Raw genomic sequence first — 12,744 nt, 5'->3', positions numbered from 1 at the left:
GGTATGAGCCCTTGGCCACCTATTCCGATGAGTATTCACGCTTTCTCGCGTACGGGACCCAGCTCGTCGAAGTGCATGTGGATCTGCGTGATCTGCTGGATGATCTGCGCGAGGGCGCCGTTCCCGGCCGGCTGCTCGGCGCGCGGTGCGTGACCTTCTGCACCGCGGTGACCCGGCATCACACCGGTGAGGACCGGGAGGTCTTTCCGCTGCTGGCGGAGCGGCATCCCGAGCTTCGCTCCTTTCTGGACGGTCTGCGGCGGGACCATGAGGTGATCGCCGGAATGCTGGCCCGGCTGCCGGAATCGACCGGCGCGGAGCTGGACGCGATCGCCGCGGTGCTCGAAACGCACTTCATCGGTGAGGAGAAACGGCTGACCGGGGTCCTCAACGCGCTGGACACTTCCGTGGGATTGACCCCGTTCGCCGAGGCCTTAGAGTTTCAGTAGCACTCAGTGCTGTGAATATCGCTTTGAGTCACTGCGGGGGACATGTGGGTGCTGATCTTCGGGGCCGGACTGTCGAACGGCAGCAGGAACTGTCCGCCCGGCACGAGGCGCTCGGCCGGGAAGAAACCGACACCGACCGGTACCACGACCTGTTGTGGCGGGTCTTCGACGCGACCAACGACCTGATCACCGTCCTCGACGAGACCGCCGCCCGGGCCGCGCGGCGGCGCCGGCTCGCGGCGCTGCTGCTGGTCCTGCTGGCTCTCGGGACCGGCGTGCCGGCGGTGCTCCGGATCATCGCTGGCTACGCCCTGATCATCGCCGCGGCACTGTTGGTCGCGGGCGTCACGCTGTGGCTGACCGCCCGGCCCGGAAAGCGGCGGGCCCCGGCGGAGCCCGAGGAGGTGAATGGTGATGAGCAGTAGCACCGAGACCCACAGCGACCTGGCCCGCACCGCCGAGGCCCTGCGCAACGAGTTCCAGCGCCGGATGAACACCTTGCGCCGGCAACTGGACGACGACTTCAAACAGGCCACCGCCGCCTCCGAACAGCGGGTCGTCGACCTGGCCGAGCGCCTCGACCAGGGCGAGGCCCGGGTCGCCGGGATCGTCGACGCCTACGACGAGATGCGCCGGCAGACCGACGGGGAACTCCGCGGCGCGCGGCAGGCCATCGCCCGGCTGACCGGCGAGATCCACCTCATCGAGGGCCGGCTGCGCCTCGAACACGGCGTGCAGCCCGTCGACCTGGACGCGGTCGCGACCGAACTGACCAAACTCGTCGCCCAGGTACGCGCCGTCGAACAGATCCGCGCCGGGATGCTCGACGAGCGGGGACGGGGCAAGTGCGAGGCGGTGCTCACGGCGTACGCGGAATTGAAACGCCTCGGAGCACAGAGCCGGAACCGGGCGCTCGATGCCAGCGGTGAACTGGCCCGGGCGAAGGCCGGCAGCCGCGCCTTCCGGACGGCCGCGGCCGCCTATCGCCTCCACTGGGGACAGTTCCGGAGCCGGGAACGCGACCTGGACCGGGAAGCCCCCGGTTACGCCGACGCCGACAGCGCCCTGCGCCGCGACGCCGAACTGCGGGAAGCGTTCGCGAGCCAGCGCGGTGCCGACGCCATCACCGACCTGACCGCACACCTGCGCCGCAAGGTGGACATCGCGGTCGAGACCCACGCGCTGTTCCCGGCCTGGTTCACGATCACCGAACTGGGCCACCGCCCCAGCGCGACCCGATCGGCACAATGGCGCGACGTGGCCACCCAGGTGGTGCTCTACCGGATCACGTTCCGGGTGACCCACGCGGTGCTCGCCCTGGGCGACCCGCCGGCCGGCCGCTACCAGTCCGAGCGGTACACCGCGATCCGGGCCGCCCTGCGAGAATTGGACGGATGAGAGGCACATTCGACTGGGGGCCCGCCGGGGCGCGTTCCCTCGCCCCGGCCGCGACGGTCATCGCCGTCGTCGACGTCCTGTCGTTCACCACGGCCCTGACGGTCGCGGTCGAACGCGGCATCGCGGTACGCCCCTACCCCTGGCGCGACGGCACCGCGGCACGATTCGCCCGCGACAACAACGCGACCCTCGCGGTGGGCCGCACCCAGCCCGGCCCGGTGAGCCTGTCGCCCGCGACCATCCGCACCAGCGTGGGCATCGAACGCCTGGTGCTGCCGTCCCCGAACGGTGCCACCATCTCGGCCCTGCTGGCCGGCTACGACGCGACCGTCATCGGGGTCTCGCTGCGCAACGCGGCCGCCGCCGCGGCCTGGACCCGCACCAGACTGGGCGATGGTGGGACGGTCGCGGTGATCGCGTCCGGAGAACGATGGCCGGACGGTTCGTTGCGCCCCGCGGTCGAGGACCTCTGGGGTGCCGGGTCCTTCTTCCACCATTGGGTACGGGGAGGAGCGGCCGACCTCTCGCCGGAAGCGGAATCCGCGCTGGCCGCCTACGAAAAGGTGTCCGGCAACGTCGGCGAGGCCCTGCGAGCCTGCGTCAGCGGCATCGAGTTGCGCGACCACGGCTTCCCCCAGGACGTCGACGTGGCCGCCGAGGAAGGCGCGACCACCGCGGTCCCGGTCCTGACCGACGGCTGGTACCACGGTTCCTGATCACCCTCCGGTGTGGACCGGTCGCTCATCTATGCTTCCGGCCCGTGCCCACCTTCCGCATGTCATCCACGCTCACCCTGCTCGGCGTCCTCCTGGCCGCCGCAGCATGCGACGGTGACGCCGCCCCGGCCCCTGCCCCGGACCCGTCCGCCTCCTACCTCGCCGAGGTGCGGACCGCGCTCGACCGGACCAGGAACTCGCCCTTCAGCTGGGGTGCCGCCGGCGACGTACCCGGGAACTTCGCGGGTCAGGCCCCGGACATCCACGGCGAGATCCGGACCAGCGGCTTCTACGACCCCGGCACCAGGAACTTCTACCGGAACCTGTCGATCGAGGGCGCCTACGCGAAGACCTGGAAGGGTTCGGCGCAGACCGTGATCGGCAACGACTTCTACCTGAGCGACCAACCACCGCAGGGGGAGTACGGGCCGGCATCCCACATCGACCTCGACCGCGTGCCGCCGGACACCATCCTGTACTCGATCGACCGGGACGACCCGACCGGCATCGACCGCTTCACCGCCGCCGTGCGCACGGTGATGGACAAGGCCGGCCACCAGTACCGGGGCACGTTCGACCCCGGCCCGGACCCGGCCGGCCACTTCCTGCCCCTCGGCGCGCCCGTCGTCGGCGGGACCGGCGTCTTCACGCTGATCACCGGCGACGCCGGCGAGGTCGAGACCATCGACGTGATGGTCCGCCCCGGCGACGGCAGCCGGCTGCGGCTCAAGACCCTCTTCACGTTCCACGGCCGGCAGTTCCCGATCAAGCCCCCACCGGCGGCCGACGAGGCCGATCCCGGCCTGCTCCGGAAGGACGGCGAGCAATGAGCAGGCTGTACGGCGGATCGTGTGCCCCGGTCGGGTGAATCGTGGCGGAAAGCGACGCTGTGCGGGTCTTGGCTGGTGCTTGGTGGGCCGGTGGGTGATCGTGAGGTGGTCACACTAAGTCAGGAGAAATGCGATGCGTAAGTGGTGGCCGCTTCTCACGGTCTGCCTCGGCACCTTCATGCTGCTCATCGACGTCACCATTGTGAATGTCGCGCTGCCGCAGATGTCGGTGGATCTGCACACGTCGTTCACGGCGCTGCAGTGGGTCGTCGACGGCTACGCGCTGTCGTTGGCTGTGTTGTTGCTCGGGGCCGGCGCGCTCGGGGACCTGTCCGGGCACCGGCGGCTCTACATCGGCGGCCTGGTGGTCTTCGCGGTGGCTTCGCTCGCCTGCGGGCTCGCCACCGGTTCCGGCATGCTGATCGCCGCCCGGGTGGTGCAGGGCGTCGGTGCCGCGGCCATGTTCACCACCACGTTCGCCCTGCTCAACGGTGCTTATCAGGGTCGTGAGCGCGGGGTCGCGTACGGCGTCTGGGGTGGCGTCTCCGGTGCCGCGGCGGCGGTCGGACCGATCCTCGGTGGCCTGCTCACCGAGGGGCTGAACTGGCGCTGGATCTTCCTGGTCAACCTGCCGATCAGTATCGCGGCGGTGGTGCTGTCGCTGACCGTGCTGCGCCCCGACCACGGCAACAGGAAGGGCCGGTTCGATGTCGCCGGCACCGTCACGTTCACCGTGGCCGCGTCCGCGCTGACGCTGGCGGTCATCCGGGCCAACGAGGAGGGCTGGACCGCGTTCGCGACCTGGGGCCTGCTCGTGCTCAGCGCCGTCGCCCTGGTGGCGTTCGTGCTGGTCGAACGGCGCAGCGCGCACCCCATGCTGGATCTGGGACTGCTGCGCAACCGGTCGCTGAGCGGGATCCTCATCGCCGCCCTGCTGGTCAACGTGGCCGCGTTCGCCGCTTTCACGTACACCTCCATCTGGTTGCAGTCGCTCATCGGTCTCTCGCCGATCAAGGCCGGTCTCATCGGTCTGCCGATGTCGCTGGTGTCCGTGGTCGTCTCGGGGATCGCCGGCGCCAAGCTGCACGGCCGCTCGCCGCGCCTGCTCATCGGGGCCGGCATGCTCCTGATCGGGGTGGGTTCGGCGCTCTGCGCGCTGCTGCTCGGACCGGATTCGAGCTGGCCCGCACTGGTCGCCGGGTACGCGGTCATCGGCCTCGGCGTCGGCCTGGTGATGCCCACGCTCGCCGAGTCGGCGATGGCGCTGGTGCCGCGCGACCGCGGCGGGATGGCGGCCGGGGCGATCAACACCGCGCGGCAGCTCGGCTTCGCGATCGGCATCGCCGTCCTGGGTACGGTCTTCGCGTCCCGGGCCGAGGACCACCTCAATGAGCGGGGCGTCCCCGACCCGGCCGGCACCGCGCACGGGCTCGCCGCCGGTCAGGCCGGCCGGATCCTCGAGGCGGTGCCGCAGGCCGCGCGGTCGGCGGCGGACACGGCGTTGCGGGGTGCGGCGATCGCGGGTCTCGACGCTGCGTTCCTGGTGGCGGCCGCGGCCGGGCTCCTCGGTGGCATCGCGGTCCTGATCATGGTCCGGCCCGTCCGCCCGGCTGCTCCCGGCGTGGAGCAGCCCTCGGACGACCGGTCCACGGTCGCGGCATAGGACCTGCGGGGGCCGGCGCTCAGGCGACCGGTCCCCGCAGGATCCCGCCGTCGACCAGCGAGATCGCCTGCTTGACCCGGTTGAGCCGGGGAACCACCTCGCAGGTGCGCACCTCGGAGATCGCCGCGACCTCGGTGGTCAGATAGCGGTACAGCGCCGCGGCGTCCGTACACAGGGCTGTCGCCACGATGTTGGCCGAGCCGGTGATCGCCGCCGCCCAGGGCAGCTGCTGGTGGTCCGCCAGCCGGGCGCCGACCGAGGCCAGGTCCGCCGGGGCGACCGTGAACCACAGCCCGGCCACCGCCCGGAAGCCCAGCGCGGTCACCGCGGTGTCGATGTCGAAGCGCAGCACCCCGGACGCGGTCAGCGCGCCGAGCCGGCCCGCCACCCGCCGCTGGGTCCAGCCGGTCGCCGCGGCCAGCGCCGCGAAACTCGCCCGGCCGTCGTGCGCGAGCGCGGCGAACAACGGCTGGTCCCCGTCCTGCAGCGGGGTGCCCTCGGTGAGTGCGGCGGGAGCGTCGAGGAGCAGCTCGCGGCGCTCGTCCTCGCCGAGCCGGTCCTCGCCCGCGACCCAGTCCGCCTCGCCGCGCCCGACGAACCGGTGCAGGATCTGCTGCGCGCTCATCGACACGACGTTGGCCGCCTTGGGCAGGTGGTGCAGCAGCCCGGGCCGGTCCGGGGTCTCCCACGCCATGCAGGTGACCTCGGTGCCGCCGGCCGAGGTGGAGATCCAGCTGGTGTCGGTGCGCCGGGCCAGCGTCTCCGCGGTCGCCAGGGCGGTGCCCGGCCGGCAGCCCAGCCGCAGGTTCCACATGCTGGAGCCGGGGATGCGGCTGTGGTCGGCGATGCCGAAGACGCGGATGATCCCGTGGGTGCGCATCCGCTGGTAGCGCCGGGCGGCGGTCTGTTCGGAGACGCCGAGCACCGCGGCCAGCCGGGCGAACGGCACCCGGGGCGAGAGTTCGAGCGCGTGGAGGATCCGGCGGTCCAGCCGGTCGATCACGGCGGATCCGGTGGGAGTAAGGGCCGACACGAGCGGATCCTACCGGCGTTCTGCTCCGGGGTCGCGCTGCTGACGGCCGGGCAGGCGGGCCGGTGACGGCGGGTGAGGGGTGCGCCTGACAGAATGAGGGCGCGCACTGTGACCCATTGTTGAGGAGAGCTTTCCGTGATCCGTACCCATGAAGCCGGCAGCCTCCGGGCGGAACACGCCGGCCAGACGGTGACGCTCGCCGGGTGGGTTGCCCGCCGGCGCGACCACGGCGGCGTTATCTTCGTCGACCTCCGTGACGCCTCCGGGGTGGTGCAGGTGGTCTTCCGCGAGGAGGACGCCCACGCGCTGCGCAACGAGTTCTGCGTCAAGGTGACCGGCGAGGTCTCCACCCGCCCCGAGGGCAACGCGAACCCGGAGCTGCTCACCGGCGAGATCGAGGTGACCGCCAGCGAGCTGGTCGTGCTCTCCGAGGCCGCCCCGCTGCCGCTGCCGGTCGACGACACCATCACCGCGTCGGACGACCTGCGCCTCAAGTACCGCTACCTCGACCTGCGGCGTTCCGGCCCGGCCAACGCGCTCAAGCTGCGCAGCCGGGCCAACCAGATCGCCCGCGAGGTGCTGCACGCCCGCGACTTCAACGAGATCGAGACGCCGACCCTGACCCGGTCGACGCCCGAGGGCGCCCGCGACTTCCTGGTCCCGGTCCGCCTGCAGCCCGGCACCTGGTACGCCCTGCCGCAGTCCCCGCAGCTGTTCAAGCAGCTGCTGATGGTCGCCGGCATGGAGCGCTACTACCAGATCGCGCGCTGCTACCGCGACGAGGACTTCCGCGCCGACCGGCAGCCCGAGTTCACCCAGCTCGACATCGAGATGTCCTTCGTCACCCAGGAGGACATCATCGAGCTCGGCGAGGAGCTCGTCGTCAAGCTCTGGGGCGAGCTCGCCGGCTACCAGGTCCAGACCCCGATCCCGCGGATCACCTGGACCGACGCGATGAACCGCTACGGAAGCGACAAGCCCGACCTTCGGTACGGCGTGGAGCTGACCGAGTTGACGTCGTACCTCAGTGGCACGTCGTTCCGCGTGTTCGCGGGCGCGATCGACAACGGTGGCTATGTCGGCGCCGTGGTGATGCCCGGCGGCGCGTCGCAGACCCGCAAGGAGCTCGACGGCTGGCAGGACTGGGCCAAGGCGCGCGGCGCCCGCGGCCTGGCCTACGTGGTCCTCGACGAGTCAACCGGCGAGCCGCGCGGACCGGTCGCGAAGAACCTGTCGGCTGAGCATCTGTCCGGGTTGGCGGACGCGGTCGGCGCGAAGCCGGGCGACGCGATCTTCTTCGCCGCCGCGACCGAGCGCCGTGAGGCCCAGGAGCTGCTCGGCGCCGCCCGTATCGAGATCGCCAAGCGCTCCGGCCTGATCGACGAGTCCACCTGGGCGTTCTGCTGGGTCGTCGACGCCCCCATGTTCGAGAAGACCGATGATGGCGGCTGGACGGCCGTGCACCACCCCTTCACCTCGCCCAACGAGGAGTGGGAGGGCCGGTTCGAGGAAGCGCCCGACAAGGCGCTCGCCTACGCCTACGACATCGTGGTCAACGGCAACGAGATCGGCGGCGGCTCGGTCCGTATCCACCGCGGCGACGTGCAGAGCCGGGTCTTCGACCTGCTCGGCATCACCCCGGAGGAAGCCGAGGACAAGTTTGGCTTCCTGCTCGAGGCGTTCAAGTACGGCCCCCCGCCGCACGCCGGCATCGCGCTCGGCTGGGACCGCACCTGCATGCTGCTGTCCGGCAACGAGTCGATCCGCGAGGTCATCGCGTTCCCGAAGACCCGCGGCGGTTACGACCCGCTGACCACGGCGCCGACCCCGATCACGGCCCAGCAGCGCACCGAGGCCGGCATCGACGCCAAGCCCAAGGCCCCGCAGCCGGCGCCTGGCACGGACGGCGTGGCCGCCCCGGTCCAGCCCTCGAACTGATGCGTACGCTGGTCGTCGGCGCGAGCGGCCACCTCGGCTCCGAGGTGGCCCGGCTCGCGTCGGCGGCCGGCCACGACGTCGTGGGCACCGCCACCACGGCGACCGGCGGCTGGCGGCCCCTGGACATCCGCGACAACGGAGCCGTCCACCGGCTGATCAAGAACGTCTCCCCGGACCTGGTCGTGAACACGGCCTACCGCGCCACCGACTGGGCCACCTGCGCCGACGGAGCCGCCATCGTGGCCCTCGCCACGGCCGCGGTCGGTGGCCTGCTGGTCCACATCTCCACGGACGCGGTCCACGCCGGCCGCCCCACGCCCTACGTGGACCACGACACCCCGACACCGGTCAACATGTACGGCGCGGCCAAGGCGGCGGCGGAGACAGCGGTGACCGCCATCGACCCGTCCGCGATCCTGATCCGCACCTCCCTGATCATCGGCGACACCCGCAGCAAACAGGTCGAGCTGGCCCTCGCCTTCGCCCGCGGCGAAAAACCGGGCGCCCTCTTCACCGACCAGATCCGCTGCCCCGTCGACGCCACCGACCTCGCGTCGGCCGCCCTCGAACTGGCAGCCTTGGAATACGTCGGCCTGATCAACGTGGCCGGCCCCGAGGCCATGAGCCGGGCCGACCTCGGCCGCCGCATCGCCGCCGCCCACGGCCTCGACCCGGCGGCGATCCGTACCTGCACCATCGCCGAGGGCGGCCTGGCCACCAGCCCGGCCGACGTCCGCCTCGACAGCGGTCTCGCGGTCTCCCTGCTCAAGACACCGCTCCGAGCGGTCGACGAGGCCCTGCGCACTTCGTAGGCCGGTCGGGTTTCAGGCGGAACCGGTCCTTCCAACGGTCCTGGGACATGGGTCGCGAGGCCTTCTATTCATGGTTGCTCGTCGGACGTCTCAGACCGCTTTCCAGTCTGCTGATGCGTTACTTTTCGGACAGCTGTCGTGCGGTGATGAGTTCGGTGCGCGAGTTCGGCCGGGCGATCGTTCAGCCGTTGGGCGCGCCCGCCGGTTCCCTGCAGACCTTCATCGAGGTGCCCTTCAAACACGGCGAAAAGCCGTGCTTCCCGGACGGTCTGATCCGGGTCGTTCGTGGTCAGCGGCAGTGGACGGCGCTGGTCGAGGTCAAGACCGCCGGCAACGAGCTGGAGACCGAGCAGCTCGAGCGTTATCTCGACGTCGCCAAGGAACGGACCAAGCCTGGATTCTCGGGGAGCTGATCCGCTACCTCGAACATCCACGGTCCGGAGCGATGGAATTCGAGGACATGGGCCCGGCATGGGTGCCCGTACGGGAGGCGATCAACGCCGGGACGCTGCGCACCGGCGACACGAAAGCCGTGGAGATCGCCGGTCGCTTCGACGCTCTGGTGCGCTTCGCCTGCCTCAAACTCGGCCGGCAGCTGGGCATCGAGGTGGTGCCCGCGTTGAGTCGCAAGGAGCTGGCCGAGCCGACCACACGTACCCAGGCCCTGGCCACGCAGCTGATCTCGACGGGAATGATGACCGGTGGGCTGAAGATCCCCGGTGCGGTCGGTGCGCTGACGGTGACCGCCGACCTGCGGGCCGGGGAACGCCGAGCTGCTCAAGGCCGTACGGGAATCCCCGTCCATTCTCATCGGTGAGCCGCAGAAAGAGCTGCGGGCGTTCCGGGTGGCTCAGTCGTCGGCCGCCGGCACCAAGCGGGGATCGGGCCGGGGCACCTTCATCGACTCGTTCCTCGGGTCGATCGACGACTTCTATGAGCACGTGCTGCAGAACCTCAAGCCGTGGATGCCCGCACCGCCCCGGCTGCGGGTCGCGGACGAGCAGATCTCGGCCGAGCCGGTCGCGGCCAGCCTCGTGTCGACCGCGATCTCGTCGCAGGACGGTCCGGAGATTCCCGCGGCCCGGCCGAAACCGGACAGCGGGGAACTCGCGTCGAGCCCGGCCGAATGACCCGCCTGCCTTCATGATGGAGGCATGCTGGTTGAACCCACCATTGTCGAGCGGCCCGAGCAGATCTATGTCGGGCGGCGTGAGTCGATCACGATGACGGAGTTCGCGCGGGTCGCTGATCATCTGCCGGGGATGTTCGATGGGCTGGGGGACCGGGGTGTGGTGCCGGCCGGGGCGCCGTTCTTCCGGTACCGCGTGATCGACATGTCGGCCGAGCTGGTTGTCGACGCCGGGATCCCGCTGGACGCGCCGATCGAGGTCGAGGAGCCGTCGTTCCTCGATGTGCTGCCGGCCGGGCGGTATGCGACCCTCACCCACATCGGGCACCCGGACGAGCTGATGGGCGTCACCGCGAGTCTGCTCGACTGGGCCCAGCGGCAGGGGCTGGCCTGGGACATGACGCCGACGCCGGACGGCGAGGTCTGGGGCGCGCGGCTGGAACTGCTGATGACGAACCCGGTCGAGCAGCCCGACATGCACAAGTGGCAGACCGTCCTGCTGTTCAAGCTCGCCGACTGACGGTTGCCTCAGCCGATCAGGTCCGAGGCGTGGCGGCTCGCGATCAGCAGCAACGGGTCCGGGTCGCGGGTCCAGGCCTCGACGGCGGTGTCCGCGAACTTGATCGCGTGCGGGTCCCCTGAGTCGACGGCCCGCTGCAGGATGTCGCCGGTGGTGGACCGCGCGGATGCGGGTGGCCGTGGGTCGGCGGGGGAGTAGGCCGCGGTCACCGCGGCGGCCGCGGCCCATCCCGCGGCGAGGCTCGCTTCGTGCAGTGCGGCCGGGAGTGCCGGGAGGGTTCGCAGCACCGCGGCCGGAGCCGTCGCCGCGTGCACGAGCATGACCGGGTTGCCGTACCCGTGGGTGGCGTGCCTGCGGACCGCCGCCGCGACGATCGCGGCGAGCCTTTCATCCGGTGTACCGAAAGCGGAAGCGGTGCCCGGGCCGGGGACGGAGCCGGCGGCCTGCGGCCAGCCGTCGAGGGCGGCGAGCTGGGCGAGCCGGTGGCGGATGCCGAAACGCTGGTCGGGTACGCGCGGCACGGCGTCCAGTGCGGCCCGGGGGTCACCGATCGGGTACGGACCCCGCCCGGCCGCCGCCAGGGGCTGCCAGCGCGCCGCCCAGTACGCCAGCCCCTGACCGAGTTCGGCCACCCGGGGCGCGGTCTCGTGGGTGAGTAGGGCCCGGACGGCGTGACCGACCCGGATCACCCCGTGGGTGGCGCCCGCGGCGATGCCCGGCAGCAGTCGCGGCCACCAGGTGGCGAGGACGTCGCGCCACGGTGTGCCGGCCAGTTCGCGGTCGAAGAACGTGATCCAGTCCCCGGTGCGGACCGGGTCGCCGAGCGGATCACGCCATTCTCCGGCCGGGATCGGGGCGATACCGCGCGGCACGTCCTCGAGATGGGAACGGTATCCGTCGATCCAGCGGTGCACCTGGCCGTCGTACCCGTGTCTGGTCATTGCCTCGACCGTCATCGGCGCGTGGTTGGACAGCCAGCCGTCGCGTTCCGGTCCGGTGCGGCGCAGCCGGATGAGGGCTTCATCGAGCGTCATCGCTCGACCGTCCACCTTCAACCCGGCTTCAGGTCAAGGGGTCCATGATGATCGGGTGGGGACACAGGGGGACGCGCCCGGATGGCGGCGCCGGGGGCCGGGGGAGCGGCGCTGGCCGGGGGCGCTGGCCGTCGTCGCGATCATCGGGATCCAGCTGGTGCTGCCGCAGCGGTACACCGCCGGGGTGCGCTGGGTGCTGCCCGCGCTCGAGGTGGTGCTGATCGGCGTGCTGGTGGCCGCGGACCCGGGGCGGATGGAACGGCGCGTGCCGGTGCTGCGCCGGCTGGGCCTGGTGCTGATCGCGGTGGTGAGTTCGGGACGGCCTGGTCGGTGGGGCTGCTCGTGCTGCGGATCAGCACCGGGCACGACACCGGCAGTGCCGCCGAGCTGCTGGCCAGCGGCGCCGGGATCTGGGTGGCCAACGTGCTGACGTTCGCGGTGTGGTTCTGGGAGATGGACCGTGGCGGGCCGGTCGAGCGGGCGTTCGGCAGCGACCCGTACCCGGACCTGCTGTTCCCGCAGATGACCACGCCGGAGCTGGTGCCGGCGAACTGGAAGCCGGCGTTCGCGGATTATCTGTACGTGGCGTTCACGAACGCGACCGCGTTCAGCCCGACGGACACGCTGCCACTGTCGCGCCCGATGAAGGTCGCGATGCTCGCGCAGTCGGTGATCTCGCTGGTCACGGTCGCCCTGGTGGTCGCGAAGGCGGTCGGCGCGCTCGGCTGATCAGCCGCGTGGATGGATCCGCATGATCGGGCCGGAGGTGCGCTGGAAGCCCAGCGACTCGTACAGCGGCAGCCCGTCACGCGACGCACGCAGATCGACGACCGCGATGCCACGCTGCGCATACCACTGCAGCAGGGCGGTCATGCAGGCCCGGGAGAAACCCCGGCGACGGTACGACGGGTCGGTCGCGACGCTGTACACGTACCCCCGAAGTCCGGTGGGGTCGCCCGGGTTGGGCAGCCGTTGATCGATCGCGCCCACGACGCAGGCCGCGAGCCCCGGCCCGCCGGGGACGTCCACGACGAAGACGCCGGTCCGGTCCCCGGGATCGCCGAGCTGACGGCGCAGGACCGCGATGCCGCCGTCGATCCACGGCCCGTCGGGCACCTCGTCGTCCATCGACTCGAGCATCACCTTGCGCAGGCGCATCAGTTCGGGGGCGTCGCCGATCGACGCGCGTCGTGCTTCCACCATGACGTCATCATGGCCGAGG

The 12,744-nt window shown here is 71.3% G+C and carries 17 protein-coding genes; 14 read left to right on the top strand and 3 right to left on the bottom strand.

All coding sequences use genetic code 11. The features are described from left to right. The first annotated feature begins 11 nt into the window (after positions 1 to 11). The 6 genes from ACIA6A_RS33635 to ACIA6A_RS33610 all read left to right on the top strand — a co-directional run bounded on the left by ACIA6A_RS33635 (position 12) and on the right by ACIA6A_RS33610 (position 5,056). The gene (locus ACIA6A_RS33635) at positions 12 to 449 is read left to right on the top strand and encodes a hemerythrin domain-containing protein (RefSeq protein ID WP_396102006.1); all 438 of its coding nucleotides are present in this window, start codon (positions 12 to 14) and stop codon (positions 447 to 449) included. Between the two features lie 44 nt (positions 450 to 493). Further along, on the top strand, positions 494 to 874 hold the full coding sequence (locus tag ACIA6A_RS33630) for a hypothetical protein (RefSeq protein WP_396102005.1): 381 nt from the start codon (positions 494 to 496) through the stop codon (positions 872 to 874). Then, positions 864 to 1,847 carry a hypothetical protein gene (locus tag ACIA6A_RS33625; RefSeq protein WP_396102004.1) on the top strand — a complete coding sequence of 328 codons (984 nt, stop codon included), beginning with the start codon at positions 864 to 866 and terminating at the stop codon, positions 1,845 to 1,847. Before ACIA6A_RS33630 ends, ACIA6A_RS33625 begins: the two co-directional genes overlap by 11 nt. Continuing rightward, positions 1,844 to 2,563 (top strand): 2-phosphosulfolactate phosphatase, encoded by a 720-nt coding sequence (locus tag ACIA6A_RS33620; protein WP_396102003.1) that lies wholly within the window; start codon positions 1,844 to 1,846, stop codon positions 2,561 to 2,563. Before ACIA6A_RS33625 ends, ACIA6A_RS33620 begins: the two co-directional genes overlap by 4 nt. 44 nt (positions 2,564 to 2,607) lie before the next feature. Continuing rightward, the gene (locus ACIA6A_RS33615) at positions 2,608 to 3,393 is read left to right on the top strand and encodes a hypothetical protein (protein ID WP_396102002.1); all 786 of its coding nucleotides are present in this window, start codon (positions 2,608 to 2,610) and stop codon (positions 3,391 to 3,393) included. Between the two features lie 133 nt (positions 3,394 to 3,526). After that, complete coding sequence (locus ACIA6A_RS33610; RefSeq protein WP_396102001.1) at positions 3,527 to 5,056, top strand: MFS transporter; 1,530 nt, start codon at positions 3,527 to 3,529, stop codon at positions 5,054 to 5,056. A 19-nt stretch (positions 5,057 to 5,075) separates the two neighbouring features. On the opposite strand, the gene ACIA6A_RS33605 is transcribed toward ACIA6A_RS33610, so the two are convergent. Further along, positions 5,076 to 6,089: an AsnC family transcriptional regulator gene (locus tag ACIA6A_RS33605; protein WP_396102000.1), complete on the bottom strand. Its 1,014-nt coding sequence runs from the start codon at positions 6,087 to 6,089 to the stop codon at positions 5,076 to 5,078. A gap of 135 nt (positions 6,090 to 6,224) precedes the next feature. On the opposite strand from ACIA6A_RS33605, the gene aspS reads away from it, so the two are divergent. From aspS to ACIA6A_RS33575, 6 genes are read left to right on the top strand one after another with little or no spacing between them, the layout of a single operon-like run. Continuing rightward, entirely contained in the window at positions 6,225 to 8,027 is a 1,803-nt protein-coding gene (aspS, locus tag ACIA6A_RS33600) for an aspartate--tRNA ligase (protein ID WP_396101999.1), read from the top strand. Then, on the top strand, positions 8,027 to 8,839 hold the full coding sequence (locus ACIA6A_RS33595; protein WP_396101998.1) for an SDR family oxidoreductase: 813 nt from the start codon (positions 8,027 to 8,029) through the stop codon (positions 8,837 to 8,839). The genes aspS and ACIA6A_RS33595 overlap by 1 nt, the downstream gene beginning before the upstream one ends. Before the next feature lie 47 nt (positions 8,840 to 8,886). Further along, the gene (locus ACIA6A_RS33590; protein ID WP_396101997.1) at positions 8,887 to 9,252 is read left to right on the top strand and encodes a hypothetical protein; all 366 of its coding nucleotides are present in this window, start codon (positions 8,887 to 8,889) and stop codon (positions 9,250 to 9,252) included. Between the two features lie 32 nt (positions 9,253 to 9,284). Further along, positions 9,285 to 9,656 (top strand): hypothetical protein, encoded by a 372-nt coding sequence (locus tag ACIA6A_RS33585; RefSeq protein ID WP_396101996.1) that lies wholly within the window; start codon positions 9,285 to 9,287, stop codon positions 9,654 to 9,656. A 28-nt stretch (positions 9,657 to 9,684) separates the two neighbouring features. Beyond that, positions 9,685 to 9,969, top strand: a complete 285-nt coding sequence (locus ACIA6A_RS33580) for a hypothetical protein (protein ID WP_396101995.1) — start codon at positions 9,685 to 9,687, stop codon at positions 9,967 to 9,969. A gap of 24 nt (positions 9,970 to 9,993) precedes the next feature. Continuing rightward, entirely contained in the window at positions 9,994 to 10,488 is a 495-nt protein-coding gene (locus ACIA6A_RS33575; RefSeq protein ID WP_396101994.1) for a GyrI-like domain-containing protein, read from the top strand. Between the two features lie 8 nt (positions 10,489 to 10,496). Here the strand turns inward: ACIA6A_RS33575 and ACIA6A_RS33570 are convergent, their stop codons facing one another. Next, on the bottom strand, positions 10,497 to 11,522 hold the full coding sequence (locus tag ACIA6A_RS33570) for a hypothetical protein (protein WP_396101993.1): 1,026 nt from the start codon (positions 11,520 to 11,522) through the stop codon (positions 10,497 to 10,499). A 55-nt stretch (positions 11,523 to 11,577) separates the two neighbouring features. Between ACIA6A_RS33570 and ACIA6A_RS33565 the strand changes: the two genes are divergently transcribed. Together ACIA6A_RS33565 and ACIA6A_RS33560 are read left to right on the top strand one after the other, a co-directional pair. Next, positions 11,578 to 11,952, top strand: a complete 375-nt coding sequence (locus ACIA6A_RS33565; RefSeq protein ID WP_396101992.1) for a hypothetical protein — start codon at positions 11,578 to 11,580, stop codon at positions 11,950 to 11,952. After that, entirely contained in the window at positions 11,865 to 12,251 is a 387-nt protein-coding gene (locus tag ACIA6A_RS33560) for a hypothetical protein (RefSeq protein WP_396101991.1), read from the top strand. The genes ACIA6A_RS33565 and ACIA6A_RS33560 overlap by 88 nt, the downstream gene beginning before the upstream one ends. Here the strand turns inward: ACIA6A_RS33560 and ACIA6A_RS33555 are convergent, their stop codons facing one another. Further along, complete coding sequence (locus ACIA6A_RS33555; RefSeq protein ID WP_396101990.1) at positions 12,252 to 12,725, bottom strand: GNAT family N-acetyltransferase; 474 nt, start codon at positions 12,723 to 12,725, stop codon at positions 12,252 to 12,254. It lies immediately after the preceding gene. Positions 12,726 to 12,744 lie beyond the last annotated feature (19 nt).

This window comes from Actinoplanes sp. NPDC051494, from assembly GCF_044454705.1.
Taxonomy (GTDB): Bacteria; Actinomycetota; Actinomycetes; order Mycobacteriales; family Micromonosporaceae; genus Actinoplanes.
This window is presented reverse-complemented; position numbering and strand designations above follow the sequence as displayed.

Coding starts and splice junctions, on each gene's coding strand:
- ACIA6A_RS33625 (WP_396102004.1), top strand. CDS start 864: ATGAGCAGTAGCACCGAGACCCACAGCGACCTGGCCCGCACCGCCGAG.
- ACIA6A_RS33620 (WP_396102003.1), top strand. CDS start 1,844: ATGAGAGGCACATTCGACTGGGGGCCCGCCGGGGCGCGTTCCCTCGCC.
- ACIA6A_RS33610 (WP_396102001.1), top strand. CDS start 3,527: ATGCGTAAGTGGTGGCCGCTTCTCACGGTCTGCCTCGGCACCTTCATG.
- ACIA6A_RS33595 (WP_396101998.1), top strand. CDS start 8,027: ATGCGTACGCTGGTCGTCGGCGCGAGCGGCCACCTCGGCTCCGAGGTG.
- ACIA6A_RS33590 (WP_396101997.1), top strand. CDS start 8,887: ATGGGTCGCGAGGCCTTCTATTCATGGTTGCTCGTCGGACGTCTCAGA.
- ACIA6A_RS33585 (WP_396101996.1), top strand. CDS start 9,285: ATGGAATTCGAGGACATGGGCCCGGCATGGGTGCCCGTACGGGAGGCG.
- ACIA6A_RS33575 (WP_396101994.1), top strand. CDS start 9,994: ATGCTGGTTGAACCCACCATTGTCGAGCGGCCCGAGCAGATCTATGTC.
- ACIA6A_RS33570 (WP_396101993.1), bottom strand. CDS start 11,522: ATGACGCTCGATGAAGCCCTCATCCGGCTGCGCCGCACCGGACCGGAA.
- ACIA6A_RS33555 (WP_396101990.1), bottom strand. CDS start 12,725: ATGGTGGAAGCACGACGCGCGTCGATCGGCGACGCCCCCGAACTGATG.